The organism is Stutzerimonas sp. C6.4V (assembly GCF_058536345.1).
On the sequence record NZ_JBZUBM010000002.1, the window covers coordinates 1,307,212 to 1,328,644 of the forward strand.

Consider the following 21,433-nt stretch of genomic DNA (forward strand, 5'->3'; position numbering starts at 1 on the left):
CGAGGGGACGGGCTTCTCTTGACGCTGTCTGGCAGGCTTCCGTAACCATGCGTTTCCTCTTCCTCATACTGTTCGGTCTGCTGCCGGCGATCTCGGTTGCCGTCGATTTCGACAGCCATACCCAGCGCCTGCCACTGGGTCAGGTGATGGCCGTACTGGAAGACCCGAGCCGCAACGCCACCATCGAAGACGCCATTGCGCTGGATGCAGCAGGCCGATTCGAGCACCACTCCGAGGCAGTGCTCAACGCTGGATATTCGCGTTCGGCTTTCTGGTTGCGTGTCGATCTGACCTATCATGCCGAGCCGCCTGCCGAAAACAGCCGCTGGTGGCTGGAACTGGCGTATCCACCGCTCGATCACCTTGACCTCTACCTGCCTGACGGGCAGGGCGGCTACCGGCTGGCTCAGCGCAGTGGCGATGCGCTGCCGTTCAACCAGCGCCAGATCAGGCAGCGCAATCACCTGTTCGAGCTCGAGCTGGCGGCCAACCAGCCACAGCGAATCTACCTGCGGCTGGAAAGCCAGGGTTCGATCCAGATACCCCTGACACTCTGGGCCCCGGTGGCCTATCTGGAAGAGCAGTCCGGACACATTTACGTGCTCGCGATCATCTACGGCGTGCTGCTGGTGATGTTGTTCTACAACCTTTTCATCTACTTCAGTGTGCGTGATCGCAGCTACCTGTATTACATCCTCTACATCGCTTCGTTCGGCCTGTACCAGGTGTCGGTCAACGGTCTGGGCGTGCAATACCTATGGCCCGATTCGCCATGGTGGGCGAATGCGTCGACGCCCTTTCTCATCGGTGCAGCGGGGCTGTTTGGTTGCCAGTTCGCCCGCAGCTTCCTGCATACCCGCGAGCACAGTCCCTGGATCGACCGTGCCTTGATGCTGCTGATAGGGCTGGGGGCGGTAACCATGGTCGTGTCGCTGACCTCCAGCTATGCGCTCGCACTACGCGTGGCGACCTTTCTCGCACTCTGCTTCATCCTGGTGGTTTTGGTCGCGGGTATCGTGGCCTGGCGCCGCGGGATGCGGGTGGCGCGCTATTTTCTGATCGCCTGGTCGGCGTTTCTCATCGGCGGTCAGATCAACACACTGATGGTGCTGGGTTACCTGCCACATATGTTCCTCACCATGTATGCCGGGCAGATCGGCTCCGCGCTGGAGGTAGCGCTGTTGTCCCTGGCTCTGGCCGATCGAATCAACGTGATGAAGGAAGAGCGCGCCCAGGTTCTCGAAGAGACAGGGCGCAAGCTCGAAGTGATGAACCGCGAGCTGGCCGAAAGCAATCGCCTCAAGGACCAGTTCCTGGCCAACGTCACCCATGAATTGCGCACCCCGATGCATGGTGTGCTTGGCAGTCTCGAGCTGATGCGTACGCTGGAATTGAGCAGCGAGCTCGAGCAATACCAGCGCATTGCTGCCGGATCGGCGCGCGACATGATGCAACTGGTCAACGACATCCTCGCGCTGACCGAACTGCAGGCTGGCAAATTGCGGGTGCGAAACGAGCCGTTTGGCCTGCGGTTGTGGATCGACGAACTCTATGCCCATTACGGCGCGCTGGCTGCGAAGCGTGGCCTGAGCTTCGATCTGGAACTTGATGGTCAGCTTCCCGATGCATTGGTCGGAGACGTCGGCAAGCTGAAACAGAGCCTTGGTTATCTGCTGGACAACGCCATCAAGTTCACCTTGCGCGGCGGGATCACCCTGGCTGTCAGCGGCCGTGAGGTCGCCCCCTCCGGGTACCTGCTGGAGGTGACGGTGAGCGACACCGGCATCGGCTTCGAAGCCCCTGCCGATGACTCGCTGTACCAGTATTTCCGCCAGCTCGATGGCAGCATGACCCGCCCCTATGGTGGGCTGGGGATCGGTCTCTCGCTGTGCTGGCAGCTGGTCGGACTGCAGGGTGGCAGCCTTTCCTACCACTCCGAGCCAGGGCGCGGCAGCCGTTTTCTCGTTCAGGTTCCTCTCGCATTGACCTGACTGGCCTGCCAGACCCGCTGACAGATGCTGATGGCAGCTGCCCCTGCCATGCCGGGTGTGCAGACTTTGGCCGAAACCTCACTTTGTCGCAGCTGACAGCCGTGCTTCACTTCGATGGGCGGGCCCGCAGCGGTACCCGCATCGGCCCGCTGATGGCTGGCGCTGCATGGGGGTGCTCCGCCTGTGTTGCGCACCTTCCACCTGCCGGGCCCCTTGTTGCTTTGTCTGCCGAGGAGAGCCGTCATGAGCCTGCATCAATATGCCGAAACCCACGAGGTATTGAACCAGGTGCCGCCGCTCGACGGTGCGAATCTGTATCGCCTCGACTTGCCATTGCAGGAGTGGGTGCGGCGTTATCGGGGTGGCTGGGCGGAGGCACGGCTGGAAGCCTACGGTGCGCTGGCCGGCGGCCCGCTGATGGCCGCAGGCTTCCTGGCCAACGAGAACAAACCGCTGTTCAAGAGCCATGACCGCTATGGACATCGCATCGATCTGGTGGAGTTTCACCCCGCTTATCACGAGCTGATGAGTACCGCCATCGCCCACGGCATTCCGTCGCTGCCCTGGACCGACCCGCAACCTGGCGCTCAGGTGGCGCGTGCGGGGTTGATGTACCTGCACAATCAGGCCGAAGCCGGGAGCAGCTGCCCGCTGACCATGACCTACGCCAGCGTACCGGCGCTCAGGCAGCAGCCGGGTATCTCCGACCTCTGGTTGCCGAAAATCCTCAGTCTCGAATATGACCCGCGCAACCTGCCGATGGAGCAGAAGAATGGCGTCACCATCGGCATGGCGATGACCGAAAAGCAGGGCGGCACCGATGTGCGTGCCAACACCACCCAGGCGCATGCGATGGGCGCCAGCGGTCCGGGTCAGCTGTACGAGCTGGTGGGGCACAAATGGTTCTGCTCGGCACCGATGTGCGACGCCTTTCTGACCCTTGCCCAGACGGCCGCCGGGTTGTCCTGTTTCCTGTTGCCGCGCCACCGCCCCGATGGCAGTCGTAACCAGTTCTATATCCAGCGGCTGAAGAACAAGCTGGGCAACTGGTCGAACGCGTCCAGCGAAGTCGAATATCGCGGTGCGCTGGCCTGGATGATCGGTGAAGAAGGGCGCGGCGTGCCGACCATCATCGAAATGGTTTCCTCGACCCGCTTCGATTGCATGATCGGCTCCAGTTCGCTGATGCGCCAGGCATTGACCCAGGCCATGCACCACTGCACGCATCGTCAGGTGAGCGGGCGTGCCCTCATTGATCAACCGCTGATGCAGAACGTGCTGGCTGACCTGGCGCTGGAGAGCGAGGCGGCGCTGGCCTTGACCATGCGCATGGGCCGCGCGCTTGACGATCCGTTTGACGAAGGGGAACAGAAATTCGCCCGACTGGTGACCGCGATCGGTAAATACTGGATCTGCAAGCGCGCCCCGGAAATGATCGCCGAGGCCAGCGAATGCCTGGGCGGCGCCGGCTATGTCGAAGACACCATCATGCCGAGGCTGTATCGCGAGGCGCCGGTGAACTCCATCTGGGAAGGTTCGGGCAACGTCCAATGTCTGGACGTGCTGCGTGCGTTGTCGAAGGAGCCCGGCGTGGTTGAGGTGCTGTTTGCCGAACTGGGTGATGGTCATGGCGATGCGCGCCTAAAGAACCACATCGACCGATTGCAGAGAGCTTTCACCGATAGGGAGGACATTCAGTACCGCGCCCGCCAGCTCACCGAAGATGTAGCCCTTGCGCTACAGGCCAGACTGCTGCTGGAGGCGGGTAACGAAGCGGTGTCGGATGCGTTCATCGCCAGCCGCCTGGAAGGCAACGGCCGGGCATTCGGCACCCTGCCGCGTGGCCTGGACATCAGCGCCTTGCTGGCGCGAGGTGCGCCGTTTCTGGATTAGCCGTTTCCCCTGCAACAGTGAATCTAGGCAGGATTCGTCAACACGTACTGCCAACGTGCCTGGTCGGGTTGAGAGTATGTACGGATATATGTACAGTTCGCGCATGTCTGAGGAGCCATTATGCAAACCATCAACTACACCACAGCGCGCCAGCATCTCGCTGAAACCATGGATCGAGTGAATGGCGACCGCACGCCCATCATGGTCACCCGGCAGAAAGGCGAGCCTGTGGTCATGATTTCCCTTGCCGACTTCAATGCGCTGGAAGAAACGGCACATTTGCTTCGCTCGCCGGCTAATGCCGAGCGCCTGATCAAATCCGTAAACAATTTGCGCGCCGGTAAGGTGAAGTCTCGTCAGTTGGTGGAAGAAGAGTAAGCGCGGCATGAACATCCTGTTCACGCCCGAAGGTTGGGACGACTACCTCTGGTTCCAGCAAAACGACAAGGCGGGCCTCAAACGAATCAATCTGCTCATCCGCGATGCCCTGCGTAACCCTTTTACGGGACTCGGCAAACCGGAACCGCTCAAGCACAACCTGAGCGGTTTCTGGTCAAGACGAATCAGTAGCGAGCACCGGCTGGTTTATACCGTGGATGATGGCGAGCTGCAGATCGTGATGTGTCGGTATCACTATTAACCAGGCTCTAATCTGGATCGGTGCGAAACCAAATTGGCCTTGAACCTGAGCAACTCGTAGCGGGCCAGCAGACCGAGCCAGCCACGGCGAAGGATGTTTCAACCCACGCGCCCCGCGTGGGGCGCGACACCTTGCGCCCGCCGGGGCCGGCCTGGTCAACCCGGATCGCGTCGCCGGTGATCCTCCTTTGGAACTCATCGGTGTACTTACCCAAATCGTGTAGCAGGCCTGCCAGGTGGGCCAGAGCGTCGGCGGAAAACGCAGAGGCGTTTCGAGCAGCAATCTCCGCAACCGCTTCCAGATGCTCACGCAAGGGCTGCCAATCCGATTTGTCGGGGTTGGTCGTCGAATGAGCATGGAAAGCTCGAGTGTGAACGTCCATGTCGAACCTCGCCTCTGCTGCATAGTGGCGTTTTGATTGCTGGCATCCTATGCCGTTGGTTTGCTCAACGAAACCGCTGGATGAACGTATAGGTAAGCTTTTCGCGTAGATCGAGGTTTGTGGCAGGCCTGCGGTCCGTTCAGCCCTTCAAAATCTCCGCCAACACCGCTCGATCAATATTCCCCCCACTAAGCACCACCGCAATCCGCTCGCCCAGGTTGCGCTCGCGTTCCTGCATGGCGGCGGCCAGTGCGGCGGCGCCGGCGCCTTCGGCCAGGTTGTGGGTGTCTTCGTGCAGCGCAACGATGGCCTGGCGAATCTCGGCGTCGCTGACCCGCACGATGCGCGCCGCGCCTTCGCGGATGATTTCAAGCGCCTCGGGCGCTGGGATGCGGCAGGCCATGCCGTCGGCGAGGGTGTTGGCTGTTTCGGTGGTGACGACGCGGCCCTGCTCGACACTTTGCGCGTAGGCATCGGCCGCGCTGGACACCACGCCGATGATCTCCGTGTCCAGGCCCAGCAGGTCGCGGGTTCGGATCATCCCGCAGATCCCCGAACCAAGCCCGATGGGCACATACACCCGTCGCAAATCCGGCACCGCTTCGAGGAGTTCCAGTGCATAGGTGGCGACGCCCCGGATCAGGTCCGGGTGCAGGGACGGGACAAAATGCCAGCCGTTGGCCTCGGCCAGCTCCGCGGCGCGCTGGCGGGCGGTATCGAAGTCGCGACCGTATTCGATGACCTCAGCACCACATGCACGCATGGCGGCGTTCTTTTCCGCCGAGTTACCTTCTGGGACGAGAACCTGCAGGCGTAAACCCGCGTTGCGTGCGGCCATCGCCAGGCTGATGCCGTGATTGCCACGGGTTGCGGTGACGAGGCCCGGCAAGCGCGGTTCACGCTTGATCAGCTCATGAATATAGAGCACACCGCCGCGCACCTTGAAAGCACCGGCAGGCGTGTGGTTCTCATGCTTGACCCAGACTTGGCAGCCAAGCCGTTCGGCCAGCAGCGGCCACGCGTATTGCGGGGTTGGCGGTACGCTCTGGTGAATCAGTTCGGCTGCCTGACGCAGTTGGTATAGATCGAACATCGACGGCTCCTTGGCGAGTTTGACGTCGATCCTAGGTGGCGGGCATTGTATGGGTAAATATTTATATTGCATGGCCAACAATGTGGTTACCCAAACTCGACTCTGATGACCAACCGCGTTACCTGGCGCTGGTCGATGCCATTGCATCGGCCATCGCACGGGGCGAGCTGCGGCAGGGTGATCGACTGCCGCCGCAGCGGCGGCTGGCCTGGGCGCTCGGCCTCAATCCCAGCACGGCAATGCAGGCCTACCGCGAAGCGGCGCGTCGGCATCTGGTCGGTGGCGAGGTAGGGCGTGGTACCTATGTGCTCGCCAGCAGCCGCGAGGCCAGCCTGTTCCGGCTGAAGACGCCGGAGGCCCATCCGGAACTGGTCGACCTGTCGACCAACCTGCCGGTAATCGACCCCGACGATGACGACATGCAGCGCAGCATGGCGGCACTGTGCGCGATGGGTGAGCTGGCGAGCCTGCAGGGGTATCCCTCGGCGCGCAGCCTGCAGCGTGGCCAGCTGGCAGTGAGCGGCTGGTTGCGTGGTCGTGCGCTTGAAATTCCGCCGCAGCAGGTGATGCTCTGTGCCGGGGCGCAGCAGGGCGTGTTCGCTGCGCTGATCGGATTGTGCGAGCCAGGCGAGCCGGTACTGGTCGAAGCCCTGACGTCCCCCGGTATCAAGGCCGCCGGGCGTCAGTTACGACTGCCGCTGCACGGAGTGGCAATGGACGAGTTCGGCATCCTGCCGGACGATCTCGACCGCCTGGCCCGCGCTACCTCGGCCCGCGTGGCGGTCCTGACGCCGTGCATGCAGAACCCGACCGCCGTGAGCATGGATACGCAGCGCCGCGAGGCTATCGCCGCCGTGGCGCGACGGCGTGGTTTGCTGATCATCGAAGACGATATCTACGGCGCACTTGGCGACGAACCACCACTGGCCGCCACGTTGCCTGAACGCACCCTGCTGATCAGCAGTCTGTCGAAGACGGTCGCGCCCGGTTTGCGCCTGGGATTCATCGCGGGGCCGAACGAGTGGCTGTCGCGTATTGATCCGGAACGGCAGGCGACCAGCTGGGCCTTGTCGACGCTATGCCTGCAGATCGGCTGCGAATGGCTGGAGGACGGCACCGCGGCGCGTCGGTTGGCCTGGCAGCGCGAGCAGATGGCCCGGCGTTGGCGGCTGGCGCAGAAACTGCTTGGGTCCGTCTCGTCAAACGCCTCGCCGCATCTGTGGCTCGAGCTTGCGAAGGATCACGATCCCGCAGCGCTGTGTCGCGAGGCAGGAATCGAAGCGGCAGCGGCGGAGGTATTTGCGGTTGGCCATGGCGCGTCCAATGCGCTGCGTCTGAGCCTCACCGCAGCGCCCAGCCTGGCGGTGCTGAAGGCGCGGCTGGAGTCGCTGGCGCTGCGAATAGCCGCGTCTGATCGGTGATCGCAGCACTGCGGTGCTACCGCTGTCATCGAACAGCAGGCAAGATGTTTTCAACGAATGAACAAGGAAACCCACCATGAATCCAGCAGGCGAGACCTTTCGCATTGCCACCAGCGCTGAAGCAGCCGTGGATCATCTTGCCGAGCTCCATCAGCAGGCCACCCGCGCACTGAACCAGGCGCTCAAGCGCTATGTCACGACGCGCCAGGAGCCGGATGCCACCGAGCGGGCCCTGTTCCACTATCCCGAACTGCGCCTGACCTATGCGTGCCACGGCGAGGTACCGGCTTCCACCCGTGCCTATGCCAAGGTGCAGTCGCCGGGCGTCTACAGCGTCACCGTGACCCACCCGACGGCTTTCCGCAGTTACCTGCTGGACCAGCTGCGCCCGCTGATCAGCGACTTCGCCGTGAAGGTCGAGGTGGGTATCAGCGACCGCAACATTCCCTACCCCTATGTGATCGAGCAGGGCGATGAGCTGGCCGGTACCGGCGTGACTGCCGCCGAGCTGGCGCGCGTGTTCCCCAGTACCGATCTGTCGGCTGCCACCGATGACATCGCTGATGGCCTGTATGACTGGGAACATGCCGACCCCTATCCGCTGGCGCTCTTCGATGGTGCGCGGGTGGATTTCTCGCTGCGCCGGTTGGTGCATTACACCGGTAGCGACTGGCGCCACGTGCAGCCCTGGATCCTGCTGACCAACTACCACCGCTATGTCGATCAGTTCATTCGTCACGGTCTCGACATGCTGCGCGACGACACCCGTTTCGTGCGCATGGTGCTGCCGGGCAATATCGTCATCGAGCGCGGCATGGATGAGGGCGAGGCGCAGGCGATCATTGGTGGTGTGCTCTGGCATCGTTACCAGATGCCGGCCTATCACCTGCAGGCAGAGGATGGCGACGGCGTCACCCTCGTCAACATTGGCGTCGGCCCGTCGAACGCCAAGAACATCACCGATCACCTGGCCGTCCTGCGCCCGCATTGCTGGCTGATGATCGGCCACTGCGGCGGCCTGCGGCAGTCGCAATCCATCGGCGACTACGTGCTGGCCCATGCCTACATGCGCCGCGATGGCATTCTCGATCGCGTGCTGCCGCCGCATATCCCGCTGCCGGCGCTGGCGGAAGTCCAGCAGGCGCTGCAGGAAGCCGCAGCGCAAATCACCGGTGACAAGGGCGAGGCGTTGAAGAAGCGGCTGCGCACCGGCACCGTGCTGACCTACGACGACCGCAACTGGGAACTGCGTTGGGCCCAGGAGCGGCCATTGATCAACCTGTCCCGCGCGGTGGCGGTGGACATGGAAAGCGGCACCATTGCCGCCCAGGGTTATCGCCTGCGGGTGCCCTACGGGACGCTACTCTGCGTCTCGGACAAGCCGCTGCACAGCGAGATCAAGCTGCCGGGCTCGGCCAACGCCTTCTATGAACGCGCGGTGACCCAGCATTTGAAGATCGGCATTGCCGCGCTCGACCTGTTGCGCACCCAGCTCAACTCGCTGCACTCGCGCAAGCTGCGCAGCTTCGACGAGCCGCCGTTCCGCTAACGGATGGCGGCTCGCCGAGACGCTCAGTCTTTCAGGAACTCCGGCAGTTTGGGGTCGCCTTTGCCCGGCAGGCTGTAGGCGACCACATAGTCGCCCGGCGGCGTCTCCATGAAGTGATGGCCGCCCGCGACGATCACCAGGTACTGGCGCCCGTTGGCCTCGTAGGTCATTGGCGTCGCCTGGCCCCCGGCTGGCAGCACGTCTTCCCACAGCACTTCACCGGTGTCGATGTCGATTGCGCGGATCAGGTTGTCGGTGGCCGCCGCGATGAAGATCAGGCCGCCCGCGGTAATCACCGGGCCGCCATTGTTCGGCGTACCAACTTTCACCGGCAGATGCGACGAGATACCGAACGGCCCGTTGCGGCGCGCGGTGCCCAGCGGTTCGTTCCACAGCACCTCGCGGGTGTTGAGGTCGATGGCCATGATGCCGCCGAACGGCGGACGTGAGCAGGGCACGCCGGTCAGGCTGTTGCGCCAGGCCTGGATGGACACGGCATAGGGCGAACCTGACTGCGGTACCGAGCCTCCTGATGACGTGCTGCCGCCGGGTACGCCGAGCGGGACCATGCCGCGCTCGTTGGCTTTCTCGCGCGGGATGAGCTGGTCATGCATGGCGATGTGGTTGTAGTTCAGCACCAGGATGTTGCGGTCGGTGTCCACCGCGGCGCTGCCCCAGTCGTTACCGCCGTTGTAGCTCGGCCACTGCAGAAATGGCCGGTCCACGCTCGGCGGTGTGTACATGCCTTCATAGTTGGCGCGCTTGAACTGGATCCGGCACCACAGCTGGTCCAGCGGCGTCACGCCCCAGGCATCGCTCTCGGTCAGCGGCTCGCGTGGCATCGACGGCATGCCGACCGAGAATGGTTGCGTAGGCGATAGCGTTTCGTCGGGCAATGTGCTGGCCGGCACCTGGCGTTCCTCGACAGGTGTCAGCGGCTCGCCAGTGCGGCGGTCGAGCACATAGATGTCGCCCATCTTGGTGGGCAGTACCAGCGCTGGAACTGTGCGGCCGTCGCTGACCGGAAAGTCGATCAGGCTGCCCTGGGAGCCGAGGTCATAGTCCCAGACATCGTTATGCACGGTCTGGAACACCCAGCGCACTGATCCGTCGGTAACGTCCAGAGCGACCAGCGCGGTCGAGTAGGGCTTTTCGAACTCACGGCGATTGCCGCTCCAGTAGTCCACCGACGAGTTGCCCATCGGCACATAGACCAGCCCGAGATCCTCGTCGCCGGAGAAGATGGTCCAGGCGTTGGGCGTGCCCCGGGTGTAGACCTCATCCCCTTCGGGCAGCCCGGTCTCGCCAGGACGGCCCATGTCCCACGCCCAGGCCAGCTCGCCGGTGGTCGCGTCGTATCCGCGAATCACGCCAGACGGCGCGTCTTCCTTTTGCCCGTCGAGGACCTGATGTCCGACCACGGCGACTCCGCGAACGATGGTTGGTGGTGAGGTCACTGCGACGTAGCCGGGTACGGAGTCGCCCATGCCTTCCATTAGATCGACATGCCCGGCATGGCCGAAGTCGGCGCAGGGCATGCCGGTGTCGGCGTCCACCGCGACCAGTTCGGCGTCGAGTGTGCCCTCGATGATACGGCGCTTGCAGGCCGCGTCATCGGGCGCATCCGGCACCTCGTAGTAGCTCACGCCACGGCAGGTGGCCGAATAGGGAATATGGTCGGTCGAAACCTCCGGGTCGTAGCGCCAGCGCTCACGTCCGCTGCTGGCATCCAGCGATATCAGCACATTCAGCGCATCGCACAGGTAGAGATTGTCACCAACCTTGAGCGGCGTGGTTTCCGGCGCCCACTTCTTGTCGACCACCGACTGCTCGGGCAGGTTGCCGGTGCGATAGCCCCAAACCGGCTTGAGATCGGCGACGTTGTCGCGGTTGATCAGATCCAGCGGTGAGTAGCGCGTGGCTGCATTGTTGCGTCCGTAGGCGGTCCAGTCGGCTGGTTCGGGTTCGGTACCCGCCGGTCCCGGCGACACCGTGGTGGCGGGTTCGAGCGAAGGGTCCGCGGGAGTCGTTTGGGCGTAGCTGAGCGGTAGCCAGGCCAGGCTTAACAGGCCAACGAGTCGAATCAGACAGGTCATGGGTGCGCCTCCCTGCGGGTGTGGCGCCGCAGCACCGGAATGAACGCCAGCGTGAGCAGGGCGATTACGGCCAGCGCCACCAGGCGTGGCACCAGCGCCCAGGGGTCGAGGCCGACCTCCCAGATCGCCCAGATGAGGGTGCCGATGAACACCAGCCAGTAGAGCAGGACGCCACTGAGGCGCTGCATGAACAGCAGCACGCCGGAAACCAGCATGCCGGCGCCAGCGATGAGGTAGTACCAGGAACCGCCGAGGCTGATCAGCCAGACACCGCCAGCAGCGAGGGCGAGGCCAAACAGGGCGACAATGAGGGCGAAGACTTTCAGCGCCCAGTAGGCGAAACCGCGGGCATGAGGTGATCCGGACACGTAGCGCTCTCCCTTGGACCGATGGATGAGGCGTCGCCAATACGATCGGCGACGTGGCTCAACTTTTGGGTCTCAAGGGACGCTCAGGTTCCATGAACGTTTCGGTTTGTGTCCTGCTCAGGCCATGAGCAACCAGGCACCAGCCAACGCAGAGGCACCGCCTGCAATGCGTACCAGGGGCATGGCGAGTTGCGGCAGGTTGCGAGCGATGACGTAACCGATGCCATGCAGTGCGGCAGTGGCAGCGACGAAGCCAGCGGCATAACCCCAAGGGCTGGACAGCGCTGGCAGTTCCAGACCATGGGCCACGCCATGGCTGAGGGCAAACAGCGCGGTCAGGCCGGCCGCAACGGCCAGCGGTGGACGCACCGCCAACGCGACCAGCAGCCCAAGCGCCAGTACCGAGCCGGCGATGCCGGTTTCCATCAGCGGCATTTCAATGCCGGCGAAGCCGAGCAGCCCGCCGACGAGCATGGTGGCGACGAAGGTCAGCGGCAACAACCAGCGCGCGCTGCCCTGCTGCTGCGCCGCCCAGAGCCCAACAGCCAGTATTGCCAGCAGATGGTCTAGGCCGAAAATCGGATGAGCGATGCCGGACATCAGGCCAGCGTGATCATGGCCGGGATGGGCGAAGGCCAAGGCAGGGCTCAGCAACAGGGCGGCGGTAAGCAGCGGTTTGCGGGGGTTCATTTCGGATTCCTCTATGGGCGGATGGGCGATCAGGCAGCGCTGAGCATTCCCTGTTTTTCGATAAAGGCGATGATTTCGTCGAGTCCCTGGCCGACCTTCTGGTTGCTGAAGACGAAGGGCTTGTCGCCGCGCATCTTGCGCGTATCGCGATCCATGACTTCCAGCGAGGCGCCGACCATGGGCGCCAGATCGACCTTGTTGATCACCAGCAGGTCGGACTTGCAGATGCCCGGCCCGCCCTTGCGTGGCAGCTTGTCGCCGGCCGATACGTCGATCACATAAATGGTCAGGTCAGAGAGCTCAGGGCTGAAGGTCGCCGAAAGGTTGTCGCCGCCGGATTCGACGATGATCAGATCCAGCCCCGGAAAACGGCGGTTGAGCTGCTCGACCGCTTCCAGATTGATCGAGGCATCCTCGCGGATTGCCGTGTGCGGGCAGCCCCCGGTCTCGACGCCAATGATGCGCTCCGGTGCCAGGGCCTCGTTGCGTACGAGGAACTGTGCGTCTTCCTGGGTGTAGATGTCATTGGTGACCACGGCCAGGTTGTAGCGCTCACGCAGGGCCAGGCACAGGGCGAGGGTCAGCGCCGTCTTGCCGGAGCCGACCGGGCCGCCGATGCCGACGCGAAGGGGTTGGGTGTTCATGGTCTGTTTCCTCGTGTGAAAGTTGTCTCAGGAGCGGAACAGGCGGCTGTATTGTCGTTCATGCGCCATGCTCGCCAGGGACAGGCCAAAGGCGGCGCTGCCCCAGTGTTCTGGCTCGATAAGGGTTGCGTCGTGCTGGGCCCGCTGAAGGGTTGGTAGCAACTGCGAGGTCAGCCGCTGGGCCGCTTGCTGCCCGAGCGGCAGGGTTTTCATCAGCACCGCCAGTTGGTTTTCCAGCCAGCCCCAGAGCCAGGCGGTCAGCGCATCGTCCGGGCTGATGCCCCAGGCACGCGCGGCCAGAGCCCAGCCCAGGGCGAGACCGGGTTCCTCGATGCGCTGAAACAGGGCGCGGGCCGGGGCGTCGAGCTCGGGCAGATTGTCCAGCAGTTGCTTCAGTGAGTAGCCCATCTGCCGGCTTTCCAGGCGCAGTTCGCGGGTTTCGCGACTGGCGCGATGGCAATCGGCAAGTCGATCGAGTTCTGCCCAGTCTTCAGCCGCGGCGGCTTGACAATGGGCCAGCAGCAAAGGCGCTTCGAAGCGCGCCAGATTCAGCAGCAGCTGATCGCCCAGCCAACGACGGGCGCTGGCTTCGTCGTGTACCCGCTCGCATTCGACGGCCATTTCCAGGCCCTGCGAATAGCTGTATCCACCGATCGGCAACTGCGGGCTGGCAAGCCGCAGCAGCGCGAACGCTGCAGGATTCACGTGCGCACGCCAAACTGATGCAGACGCGGCGCGTAGCTGAACTCGGCTTCGCCTGCATGGGAGTGGTGATGGCCGCCACCGTAGGCGCCGTGCTCCGGCTGGAAGGGGGCTTCGATGGCCTCGACGCTTGCGCCCAGCTGCAGCAGCATGTCTTTCAGAACGTAGTCGTCGAGCAACCTCAGCCAGCCGTCGCCGACCTGCAGTGCCACATGGCGGTTGCCCAAGTGATAGGCGGCGCGCGTCAGTTCGAACGCGCTGCTGCAGGTCACATGAAGGAGCTGTTCGGCGCGGGCCTTTACGCGGACGATACGGCCATCCTCGGCGCGCAGGCATTCGCCGTCATGTAGCGGTTGCTGGCCGCGCTCGAGAAACAGGCCGACATCCTCACCCGTGGTGGTGAAGCAACGCAGACGCGACTTGCTACGAGCTTCGAAGGTCAGCTCCAGTTCGGCGTCGACGTTAACCTGCGGGGAGGTGCGGTGGTGAATGACCAGCATGGCGAGCAGTTCCGGTTGTGCTATTGGCACAAGCAGAGCAAGGCCCTTGCCAACCCGCCGCAACAGACACGTCCCGCAGCCTGTGGGCCGAACGTGCGTGAAAATGGGGCTCTGCGCTGTTCCGTTATGGTGCGCCTGTGTTTGGTATGCACCATCTGCGTGCGCTCAGTGCAGTGCCCGCACCATGTAGACGGCAGGAATCTGGTAGCTGGCCAGGTTGCTGGCTTGGGGCGGCTCCAGCTCCGTATGAGCGGCATAGCCGAGCCGAGACCAGAAGGTCTCGGACTCCTGCACCGACACCAGCGCCGAATAGCGCAACTTCTGACTACGCGCCTGCTCGAGGTTTTTCTGCACCAATGCCGGTCCGATTCCTCGGCCACTGGCGCGCCGGGAGACGGCAAGGTCATGCAGATACAAGCAGTCGGCCTTGGCGTGGGACTCGAAGTCGCCATCCAGTGGCGTCACCTTGCCGACCCGCGAGTGGTAGGCGAAGAGATAGGCGCATACGCCCAGGTCGTCCTCGGCCACCCAGGCCAGCTGCGGGCAGGCGGCGAGACGGTTGAGGATCACCGCTTCGTCCTCGTGGACTTCGACGGCATAGCATTCTTCCTGAATCGCCATCACCGCAGGTAGATCGCGCACCTGCATCGCTCTCAACTTGAACATCAAAGAACACTCGAACGGGTTCGGACCGCTGTGGGGCCGCGAAGGGCTGGCGATCATACGCGAACAGATGTGACAGAGTGAGCGGCCAGACGAGGGGCACAAGCGAGATCGACTGGTCAGTTCGATTCATCCGGACACTGACGAAAAGCCGATTTACGGGCATAATTCTTAGGTTGCTACCTATTGTCGCGGTTAACCCATTGAATAATTCCCACCGGCCCTTGCTTGGCGTGCTGCTCATCCTGGCTTCCTGCCTGACGCTCGCGACCCATGACGGGCTGTCCAAGTACCTGACGCAGCTCTATCCGGTGTTCCTGATCATTTGGGGGCGCTACCTGGCCCAGTCGACGCTGATGTTTGCCCTCTTCACGCCGCGAATGGGGCGCCGCGTGTTCCACACATTGCGGCTGAAGCTGCAGATCTGCCGTGGGCTCAGTCTGGTCTGCGTGAGCATCCTGTTCATCAGCGGCCTGAGTTATATCCCGCTGGCCGAAGCGACGGCAGTCATCTTTCTGACCCCATTGCTGGTTACTATCGCGTCCGCCTTGCTTGGCGAGCAGGTCAGCCGTGCCCAATGGCTGGCGGTCGGTTGTGGGCTGATCGGCGTGATGATCATCGTGCGGCCGGGCGGTGCCCTGTTCACGCCGGCCATCTTGCTGCCGCTCGGCGCAGCGCTGAGCTTCACGGTCTATCAGTTGATCACGCGTCGACTCAGCGCCACGGATCATCCGGTGACCAGCAATTTCATCACCAGCGTGGTCGGCAGCCTGGTGCTGAGCGTGCTGGTGATCTTCAACTGGCAGACTCCGACGCTGCATGACGCGCTGCTGATGGCTGCGCTCGGCGCCATGGCCATGAGCGGCCATCTGCTACTGACCAATGCGTTTCGCTTTGCCAGCGCCGCCGCGCTGGCGCCCTTCACCTATTCGCAGATCATCTTTGCCGGAGTGGTGGGCCTGATTGCCTTTGGACATACGCCGGATCTGGGCGCCATTGTCGGCATGGCCATCATCATCGCCAGCGGGCTGGTCATGGCGTATGTGCAGGGGCGGCGACCGCGCCCGACACTCTGAAACACTCGGACAGGCCACTGCGCTGTCCGCGCAATACCAACACTTGACCAGACAAGGGCGACTCGACCCTTGCGTGCGATTCATCAGGAACCCACATGCAACGTATCTCTCATCACACCCTGCGCAGCGAATTCCGTCAGCTGCTGGCCTCCGATCGCTGCTACCACACCGCCTCGGTATTCGACCCGATGTCGGCGCGTATCGCCGCCGATCTTGAATTCGAAGTCGGCATTCTCGGTGGCTCGGTCGCCTCGCTACAGGTCCTGGCCGCGCCCGACTTTGCGCTGATCACCCTGAGTGAATTCGTCGAGCAGGCCACGCGCATCGGCCGCGTATCGCGACTGCCGATCATCGCCGACGCCGACCACGGCTATGGCAACGCGCTGAACGTGATGCGCACCGTGGTTGAGCTGGAGCGCGCAGGAATCGCGGCGCTGACCATTGAAGACACGCTGCTGCCCGCCAAATTCGGGCGCAAGTCCACCGACCTGATCGGCATGTTCGAAGCGGTCGGCAAGATCCGTGCGGCGCTGGAGGCGCGCATCGACCCCGAGCTGTGCATCATCGCGCGGACCAACGCCGGCGTGATCGGCCTGGAAGAGGTGATCGCACGCGTGCAGGCCTATGAGGCCGCAGGCGCCGATGCCATCTGCCTGGTGGGTATCGAAGATTTCGAACAGCTCGAGCAGGTCGCGGAAAAGCTCAAGGTGCCGCTGAAGCTGGTCACCTATGGCAACCCGCGCCTGCGTGACAATGCCCGGCTGGCCGACCTTGGCGTGCGTATCGTGGTCAATGGACATGCGGCTTACTTCGCGGCCATCAAGGCCACCTATGACTGCCTGCGCGAACAGCGCCAGATCGATGCATCCGATCTCAACGCCTCCCAGTTGTCGGTCAAATACTCGACGGCCGAGGAATATATGGTCTGGGCCGAGGACTATATGCAGGTCAAGGAGTGACCGATTACGCCCGGCCGCATGCGTGGCCGGGTGACCTTATCTGATCTAGCGGAGAATCGATTGAGCCCACGCCTGCTGACATTCATGGTCGCCTTCGCGGCGTTTCTCGGGCCTTTCACCCAGACGGTCTATGCGCCGATCCTGCCGGAGCTGGGCGAATCGCTGAACACCACGCCGTTGCTGATCAACCTCAGCATCTCCATCTTTACCTTCGTTCTGGCGTTCATGCAGATCGTCTACGGCCCGCTGGTGGATCGAAGCGGCCGCAGGCGCACCCTGTTGTTGGGGCTGGCGTGCTACATCGGCGCGTCCATCGGCTGTTTTCTCTCGACCAACATCGAGACGCTGCTGGTGTTTCGTGCCTTGCAGGCGGTGGGTATCGCTGCCGGTGCGGTGGTGGCAGTGACGGTGATCGGCGATCGCTTCGAAGGCGCCGAGCGCGGCCGGGCGATGGGCTCGTTCCAGATGATGGTGGCGCTGGGGCCGGTGGTAGGTCCGGTGGTGGGCGGCTTCATTGGTGAACACCTCGACTTCCACTACGTATTTCTGCTGCTCGCCGTGGTCGGTGGCGTTGCGCTGCTGAGCAACGCCGTCTGGTTGCAGGAAACCCGTCCGGCGGGCGGCACGCCTCGCGCCTTTCACCCCAGGGAATACCTGGATGTGCTGCGCAACCGCCAGGGGCTGGCGATCATGCTGCTGAGCTTCGTGCAGTACTACGCCTTCTACAACTACCTGGTGTTCATGCCGCGCGTACTCGGCAGCACGTACGGCCTTAGCGCCAGTGAGAAGGGGATGGTGTTCCTGCCGCTGTCCATTGCCGTGGTGATCGGCAGTTTTGCCGGCGGACGACTGCTTGGACACTGGCGGCCGCGACCGGCGCTGGTCACGACCGCGGCGCTCAATGCGCTCAGCCTGTTGCTGTTTCTAGCCGTCGCCCAATGGTCGCTGGCTGCTCTGGTGGTCGCCGTCAGCGCCTTCGGACTGTTTCTCGGCCTGTCGTTGCCGGTACAGACCAGCCTGCTGATGGATCTGTATCCGCACAACCGCGCCACGGCGGTGGGCAGCTACAACTTTTTCCGCTTCATGGGCATGGCCACCGGCCCGGTGCTCGGCTCATGGCTCTATGGGGATGGCAATCTCGGCCTGCTTTACGGCTTTGCCGCCACGGCATTCCTGCTTGCGGTCTGGCACGCACGGATGCGCTTCAACCAGGCCTGCCCGCCGCGCTAGAACAGTGAGCGTTCGGCCTTGAACATGAAATAGCTTTCGCAATGGGCGTTTTGCCCCGAATAGACACCGCACTCCGGCCCGCTCAGGCTGGAGTCGGTGTAGGACAGGTCCAGGTGCATGCCGAGCAGCGGGCGGGACAGGTTCAATGACCAGTCGTGAAAAACCCGCACGCTGCCGCCCACGTGATATTGGGGGCTGTCCATCGAGTGGGTGGCGTATTTCACTCGCACATCGAGATCGAACGGCCGAAACGAGCCAAGTTCCAGCAGCATCGTACTGTCGATTCGCCCCGGCGACCGGCTCAGCGCGCCACCCAGGCGGCTGCCCGCGACATTGACCCCCGCGTAGTACTCATGGCGATCCCAGTCTTCCATTTCGGGAAAGTTGTAGCGGATCACGCCGAGCTCGAAGCCCGGTGCGTCGTCCAGGCGCTGCTGGACGTAGCCGACGTAGGTGTCCAGCTCCAGCTGATTGCCTTCGATGATGCCCATGGTCGGCGTCCACTGGCCGACGTAAAAGCCGCTGCTGTGGGTCAGGTCCAGCCCGCCGCGGAAGGTACTGCCTGCTGTCGGGCTGACCAACCCTTGCGCCATGCTGCGGGTTGGAGCCGTGCCGAGGCGCAGGTCGAACTGGCCCACTTCACGCTCGACGACTTCTGGTTGGCTGGCGCATCCGCTCAGGCCAATGATCAGCGCCGTCAGGATCTTCTTGTGCATCACCGCTTCCCTTGGGGTGTGTTCGACAGAAGGCCGCCGTGCGACCACGATCAGGCAGAGCCCCGGGGCAGAGCGCCTGAGTCGGCGCTCGAACCGGCCTTGCCGCTCAATCGGCCTGAAGGATAGACAATGCAGCCAGTGCGGGATCCCCGCTCGTCGTTTTGACGCCAGCGGATCGACGGATGGTGCCGCCGGGTTGACGACTGATGCGCGTAAGCTTGTTGAGCGGCACTGAACGGCCCGGGAGGCGCACACTCTAATCATTGAACAGCTAAGGCTTGAGTTGCCGGGAGGTCATCATGGCTACGGGTTGGGCGAACGAGGGTGCCGTCCAGGATCAGATCGACAGCACCATTGAGGTCGCGGTCCAGCGTGCACGAAGCCGGCTGGGGCAAGGCGAAAGCCTCGCGCGTTGCGAAGAGTGCGATGCGCTGATTCCCGAGGCTCGGCGTCAGGCGGTGCCGGGCGTGAGGCTGTGCGTGAAGTGCCAGACCGAGCTGGACAGGCAAGAGGCGAAGTTCAGCGGCTACAACCGCCGAGGCAGCAAGGACAGCCAGTTGCGTTGAGCATCGACAAAAATATCGGCTCTGGTGGCACTCGGTGAGAGGACGCCTGTCACACCCGCACTGCCCATCGATTCAAGGAAGAGGATTGCTGTCATGATGATTTTCGAAGCGCTGCGCCAGAGCCACGACATCCAGCGTGAGCTGTCCGAGCGACTGATCCAGACCAGCGGCGACAGCGCCGAACGCAAAGCACTTTTCGCCCAGCTCAAGCAGGAGCTCTGGGTGCACTCGGTCGCTGAAGAACGGCACTTCTATATCCCCCTGATGCATGACGACAGTGGTGTCGATCTGTCCCGTCATGCCATCGCGGAGCATCACGAGATGGACGAGATGGTCGAGGCGCTGGAAGAGACCGATCCCAGCAGTCCCGGCTGGCTTGCTCAGGCCCGTAAACTCTCGGACAAGGTTCACCATCACCTGCAGGAGGAGGAACACAAGTTCTTCCAGATGGCAGGCAAGCTGCTCAGTGACCAGCAGAAAACCCAGCTTGCTGGTGCTTACCTCGGTGCCTACGCCCTGATGAAGGCCGAGCACGCTGCCTGAGCGAATGCGCGCCGGACGCCGTCCTGCTGATCTGCCGGCGTCAATAGCAGGAGCGCCAGGCCGAGCCAGGCCGACCGGCCAGGCCCGACTCGGCTCGCAACAGCAGGTTACGCCTGAGTCCTGACCGGCAACGGCGCTTGCGCCGGCAGGATCTGCTTGCGCATCAGCAGGTAATGCAGCACGGCACCGAACAGCGCTCCGAGCAGCCAGGCGAAGCCCGACAGGCTTTCCAGGCCGGGCATCCAGACCGAGGCGACGGAAAACACCGAGCTGATGCCAAAGGCGATCACCGCCTTGCGGTTCCAGCCAGCATTGAAGTAATAGGCTGATCCCGGCTCGGCCGAGAACAGCTGCTGAACGTCCAGCCGTTGCCGACGCACCAGGTAATAGTCGGCGACGATGATGCCGTACAGCGGCGCCAGTACCGCTCCCAGCGTATCGACGAAAGCAGCGATGCCCACTGCGCTGATGAACGACACCCACAGCGCGCCAATGAAAAACGCTATGGCCGCGGTGATGAATCCGCCGGTGCGCGCGCTGATGCGCGAAGGCGCCAGGTTGGCGATGTCGTAGGCCGGCGGGATGAAGTTGGCGACCAGATTGATGCCCACGGTAGCGGCAAAGAAGGTGATCGCCGCGATCAGCGTCAGCCCGACATTGTCGATGCGCGCGACGATGTCGGTGGGGTTGGTCAGTGTTTCGCCGAACACCACTACTGTGCCGGCGGTGATCACCAGTGCAATCAGCGAAAAGAACGCCAGGCTCACCGGCAGCCCGAGCAGGTTGCCGATGCGCATCTGCCGCTCGCTCTTCACGAAGCGGGCGAAGTCGCCGTAGTTGATTACCACCGCCGCAAAGTAGGCGACCATGGTGCCGACCACCGCGGCGAACGCAGCGATGGGCCCGCCAGCGTAGCTACCGGTACCGCTGAAGATGCTGCCCAGCGCACCGGCCAGGCTCGGCCCGGCCTGGTAACAGATCGCGATCATCATGGCGATCATCACCAGGTAGACCAGTGGACCGGCCCAATTAAGGAAGCGCGTGACCCAATCGACACCACGCACGAACAGCGCAACCTGGAACACGCAGACGATTACGTAAGCGACCCAGTCGACGGTTGTAAGCCCCAGCAGCGTGGCCTCCGAGCCCGGCCCTGCCAGCGTGCGAATCAGCAGCGCTACGGCGGTCGAGGCGAAGTAGGTCTGCACCCCATACCAGAAGATCGCCACGATGCCACGCACCACCGCCGGAAAGTTCGCCCCGCGTACGCCCATGCTGGCACGAGCCATCACCGGAAAGGGGATGCCGTACTTGACGCTGGGTTTGCCAGTCAGCTGCACCAGCCCCATGACGATGAAACCTGCCAGCACGATGCCCGCGAGCACGGCCCAGCCGTTGAGGCCGTAGCTGATGAACAGCGTGGCGGCGAGGGTGTAGCCGAACAGGCTTTGGATGTCGTTCGACCAGACATTGAAGATCTCGAACCAGCCCCACTTGCGCTTGGCGGGGGCGAGCGGGGCGAGGTCATCGTTGTACAGAGTGGGGTCGATCTGCTTGATGTGGAAATCGTTGTGATTCATAGGAGGACGCTCTGTGCATGACTATTGTAGGTTTTTGTATGCAGTTCTTGTTCCGCGTATGACAGAGTCTGCGAATTAGAGCCTGTTGGCCAGTGCCAAATGGGACCGGGCCTAAAGTAGAGCTTAGAAGC

At 63.1% G+C, this 21,433-nt stretch carries 21 protein-coding genes and 1 pseudogene; 11 read left to right on the forward strand and 11 right to left on the reverse strand.

Annotated features, from left to right (window positions below; genetic code table 11):
• Positions 1–47 precede the first annotated feature (47 nt).
• The 4 genes and pseudogenes from AC4LFW_RS21730 to AC4LFW_RS21745 form a co-directional block, all read left to right on the forward strand.
• Positions 48–1,979: pseudogene (locus AC4LFW_RS21730) on the forward strand (sensor histidine kinase); the annotation flags it as partial.
• 255 nt (positions 1,980–2,234) lie between these two features.
• Positions 2,235–3,884 carry an acyl-CoA dehydrogenase family protein gene (locus tag AC4LFW_RS21735; RefSeq protein ID WP_491822064.1) on the forward strand — a complete coding sequence of 550 codons (1,650 nt, stop codon included), beginning with the start codon at positions 2,235–2,237 and terminating at the stop codon, positions 3,882–3,884.
• Positions 3,885–4,004: 120 nt separating this feature from the next.
• A complete protein-coding gene (locus AC4LFW_RS21740; RefSeq protein WP_491822066.1) occupies positions 4,005–4,262 on the forward strand; it encodes a type II toxin-antitoxin system Phd/YefM family antitoxin in 258 nt (85 codons plus the stop codon).
• Between the two features lie 7 nt (positions 4,263–4,269).
• On the forward strand, positions 4,270–4,524 hold the full coding sequence (locus tag AC4LFW_RS21745; protein ID WP_491822068.1) for a Txe/YoeB family addiction module toxin: 255 nt from the start codon (positions 4,270–4,272) through the stop codon (positions 4,522–4,524).
• 7 nt (positions 4,525–4,531) lie between these two features.
• Here the strand turns inward: AC4LFW_RS21745 and AC4LFW_RS21750 are convergent, their stop codons facing one another.
• Both AC4LFW_RS21750 and AC4LFW_RS21755 read right to left on the reverse strand, forming a co-directional pair.
• Positions 4,532–4,906, reverse strand: coding sequence for a CRISPR-associated endonuclease Cas3'' (locus tag AC4LFW_RS21750; RefSeq protein ID WP_491822070.1), 375 nt, complete (start codon positions 4,904–4,906; stop codon positions 4,532–4,534).
• Positions 4,907–5,045: 139 nt separating this feature from the next.
• Complete coding sequence (locus AC4LFW_RS21755; RefSeq protein ID WP_491822072.1) at positions 5,046–5,999, reverse strand: threonine dehydratase; 954 nt, start codon at positions 5,997–5,999, stop codon at positions 5,046–5,048.
• A gap of 80 nt (positions 6,000–6,079) precedes the next feature.
• Between AC4LFW_RS21755 and AC4LFW_RS21760 the strand changes: the two genes are divergently transcribed.
• Together AC4LFW_RS21760 and amn are read left to right on the forward strand one after the other, a co-directional pair.
• Positions 6,080–7,420 carry an aminotransferase-like domain-containing protein gene (locus AC4LFW_RS21760; RefSeq protein WP_491822074.1) on the forward strand — a complete coding sequence of 447 codons (1,341 nt, stop codon included), beginning with the start codon at positions 6,080–6,082 and terminating at the stop codon, positions 7,418–7,420.
• Between the two features lie 76 nt (positions 7,421–7,496).
• Positions 7,497–8,969, forward strand: a complete 1,473-nt coding sequence (gene amn / locus AC4LFW_RS21765) for an AMP nucleosidase (RefSeq protein WP_491822076.1) — start codon at positions 7,497–7,499, stop codon at positions 8,967–8,969.
• A 23-nt stretch (positions 8,970–8,992) separates the two neighbouring features.
• Here amn and AC4LFW_RS21770 read toward each other — a convergent pair whose 3' ends face one another.
• The 7 genes from AC4LFW_RS21770 to AC4LFW_RS21800 all read right to left on the reverse strand — a co-directional run bounded on the left by AC4LFW_RS21770 (position 8,993) and on the right by AC4LFW_RS21800 (position 14,617).
• On the reverse strand, positions 8,993–11,065 hold the full coding sequence (locus AC4LFW_RS21770) for a pyrroloquinoline quinone-dependent dehydrogenase (RefSeq protein ID WP_491822078.1): 2,073 nt from the start codon (positions 11,063–11,065) through the stop codon (positions 8,993–8,995).
• A complete protein-coding gene (locus AC4LFW_RS21775) occupies positions 11,062–11,433 on the reverse strand; it encodes a glucose dehydrogenase (protein ID WP_491822080.1) in 372 nt (123 codons plus the stop codon). The genes AC4LFW_RS21770 and AC4LFW_RS21775 overlap by 4 nt, the downstream gene beginning before the upstream one ends.
• Positions 11,434–11,550: 117 nt before the next feature.
• The gene (locus AC4LFW_RS21780) at positions 11,551–12,123 is read right to left on the reverse strand and encodes a HupE/UreJ family protein (RefSeq protein WP_491822082.1); all 573 of its coding nucleotides are present in this window, start codon (positions 12,121–12,123) and stop codon (positions 11,551–11,553) included.
• A gap of 29 nt (positions 12,124–12,152) precedes the next feature.
• Positions 12,153–12,767 (reverse strand): urease accessory protein UreG, encoded by a 615-nt coding sequence (ureG, locus tag AC4LFW_RS21785; RefSeq protein ID WP_491822084.1) that lies wholly within the window; start codon positions 12,765–12,767, stop codon positions 12,153–12,155.
• Positions 12,768–12,794: 27 nt separating this feature from the next.
• A complete protein-coding gene (locus AC4LFW_RS21790) occupies positions 12,795–13,472 on the reverse strand; it encodes an urease accessory protein UreF (RefSeq protein ID WP_491822086.1) in 678 nt (225 codons plus the stop codon).
• Positions 13,469–13,969: an urease accessory protein UreE gene (gene ureE / locus AC4LFW_RS21795; protein ID WP_491822088.1), complete on the reverse strand. Its 501-nt coding sequence runs from the start codon at positions 13,967–13,969 to the stop codon at positions 13,469–13,471. The genes AC4LFW_RS21790 and ureE overlap by 4 nt, the downstream gene beginning before the upstream one ends.
• A 165-nt stretch (positions 13,970–14,134) precedes the next feature.
• Positions 14,135–14,617 (reverse strand): GNAT family N-acetyltransferase, encoded by a 483-nt coding sequence (locus AC4LFW_RS21800; RefSeq protein ID WP_491822229.1) that lies wholly within the window; start codon positions 14,615–14,617, stop codon positions 14,135–14,137.
• Positions 14,618–14,835: 218 nt separating this feature from the next.
• Between AC4LFW_RS21800 and AC4LFW_RS21805 the strand changes: the two genes are divergently transcribed.
• The 3 genes from AC4LFW_RS21805 (at position 14,836) to AC4LFW_RS21815 (ending at position 17,897) form a co-directional block, all read left to right on the forward strand.
• Positions 14,836–15,708, forward strand: a complete 873-nt coding sequence (locus AC4LFW_RS21805; RefSeq protein WP_491822090.1) for a DMT family transporter — start codon at positions 14,836–14,838, stop codon at positions 15,706–15,708.
• 95 nt (positions 15,709–15,803) lie between these two features.
• The gene (locus tag AC4LFW_RS21810; RefSeq protein ID WP_491822092.1) at positions 15,804–16,667 is read left to right on the forward strand and encodes an isocitrate lyase/PEP mutase family protein; all 864 of its coding nucleotides are present in this window, start codon (positions 15,804–15,806) and stop codon (positions 16,665–16,667) included.
• Positions 16,668–16,727: 60 nt separating this feature from the next.
• Positions 16,728–17,897, forward strand: a complete 1,170-nt coding sequence (locus AC4LFW_RS21815; protein WP_491822094.1) for an MFS transporter — start codon at positions 16,728–16,730, stop codon at positions 17,895–17,897.
• On the opposite strand, the gene AC4LFW_RS21820 is transcribed toward AC4LFW_RS21815, so the two are convergent.
• The gene (locus AC4LFW_RS21820; protein ID WP_491822096.1) at positions 17,894–18,613 is read right to left on the reverse strand and encodes a TorF family putative porin; all 720 of its coding nucleotides are present in this window, start codon (positions 18,611–18,613) and stop codon (positions 17,894–17,896) included. The two genes, AC4LFW_RS21815 and AC4LFW_RS21820, sit on opposite strands and share 4 nt — an antisense overlap.
• Positions 18,614–18,912: 299 nt before the next feature.
• Between AC4LFW_RS21820 and AC4LFW_RS21825 the strand changes: the two genes are divergently transcribed.
• Both AC4LFW_RS21825 and AC4LFW_RS21830 read left to right on the forward strand, forming a co-directional pair.
• Entirely contained in the window at positions 18,913–19,179 is a 267-nt protein-coding gene (locus AC4LFW_RS21825; protein ID WP_491822098.1) for a DksA/TraR family C4-type zinc finger protein, read from the forward strand.
• 93 nt (positions 19,180–19,272) lie between these two features.
• A complete protein-coding gene (locus tag AC4LFW_RS21830; protein WP_491822100.1) occupies positions 19,273–19,722 on the forward strand; it encodes a hemerythrin domain-containing protein in 450 nt (149 codons plus the stop codon).
• Between the two features lie 107 nt (positions 19,723–19,829).
• Here AC4LFW_RS21830 and AC4LFW_RS21835 read toward each other — a convergent pair whose 3' ends face one another.
• On the reverse strand, positions 19,830–21,302 hold the full coding sequence (locus AC4LFW_RS21835; RefSeq protein ID WP_491822102.1) for an NCS1 family nucleobase:cation symporter-1: 1,473 nt from the start codon (positions 21,300–21,302) through the stop codon (positions 19,830–19,832).
• Between the last annotated feature and the right edge of the window lie 131 nt (positions 21,303–21,433).

What these genes read in the sequence shown, in the direction of transcription:
- AC4LFW_RS21735 (WP_491822064.1), top strand. Translation starts at nt 2,235, where the DNA reads ATGAGCCTGCATCAATATGCCGAAACCCACGAGGTATTGAACCAGGTG.
- AC4LFW_RS21740 (WP_491822066.1), top strand. Translation starts at nt 4,005, where the DNA reads ATGCAAACCATCAACTACACCACAGCGCGCCAGCATCTCGCTGAAACC.
- AC4LFW_RS21745 (WP_491822068.1), top strand. Translation starts at nt 4,270, where the DNA reads ATGAACATCCTGTTCACGCCCGAAGGTTGGGACGACTACCTCTGGTTC.
- AC4LFW_RS21750 (WP_491822070.1), bottom strand. Translation starts at nt 4,906, where the DNA reads ATGGACGTTCACACTCGAGCTTTCCATGCTCATTCGACGACCAACCCC.
- AC4LFW_RS21755 (WP_491822072.1), bottom strand. Translation starts at nt 5,999, where the DNA reads ATGTTCGATCTATACCAACTGCGTCAGGCAGCCGAACTGATTCACCAG.
- AC4LFW_RS21760 (WP_491822074.1), top strand. Translation starts at nt 6,080, where the DNA reads ATGTGGTTACCCAAACTCGACTCTGATGACCAACCGCGTTACCTGGCG.
- amn (WP_491822076.1), top strand. Translation starts at nt 7,497, where the DNA reads ATGAATCCAGCAGGCGAGACCTTTCGCATTGCCACCAGCGCTGAAGCA.
- AC4LFW_RS21770 (WP_491822078.1), bottom strand. Translation starts at nt 11,065, where the DNA reads ATGACCTGTCTGATTCGACTCGTTGGCCTGTTAAGCCTGGCCTGGCTA.
- AC4LFW_RS21780 (WP_491822082.1), bottom strand. Translation starts at nt 12,123, where the DNA reads ATGAACCCCCGCAAACCGCTGCTTACCGCCGCCCTGTTGCTGAGCCCT.
- ureG (WP_491822084.1), bottom strand. Translation starts at nt 12,767, where the DNA reads ATGAACACCCAACCCCTTCGCGTCGGCATCGGCGGCCCGGTCGGCTCC.
- ureE (WP_491822088.1), bottom strand. Translation starts at nt 13,969, where the DNA reads ATGCTGGTCATTCACCACCGCACCTCCCCGCAGGTTAACGTCGACGCC.
- AC4LFW_RS21800 (WP_491822229.1), bottom strand. Translation starts at nt 14,617, where the DNA reads ATGCAGGTGCGCGATCTACCTGCGGTGATGGCGATTCAGGAAGAATGC.
- AC4LFW_RS21810 (WP_491822092.1), top strand. Translation starts at nt 15,804, where the DNA reads ATGCAACGTATCTCTCATCACACCCTGCGCAGCGAATTCCGTCAGCTG.
- AC4LFW_RS21820 (WP_491822096.1), bottom strand. Translation starts at nt 18,613, where the DNA reads ATGCACAAGAAGATCCTGACGGCGCTGATCATTGGCCTGAGCGGATGC.
- AC4LFW_RS21825 (WP_491822098.1), top strand. Translation starts at nt 18,913, where the DNA reads ATGGCTACGGGTTGGGCGAACGAGGGTGCCGTCCAGGATCAGATCGAC.
- AC4LFW_RS21830 (WP_491822100.1), top strand. Translation starts at nt 19,273, where the DNA reads ATGATGATTTTCGAAGCGCTGCGCCAGAGCCACGACATCCAGCGTGAG.
- AC4LFW_RS21835 (WP_491822102.1), bottom strand. Translation starts at nt 21,302, where the DNA reads ATGAATCACAACGATTTCCACATCAAGCAGATCGACCCCACTCTGTAC.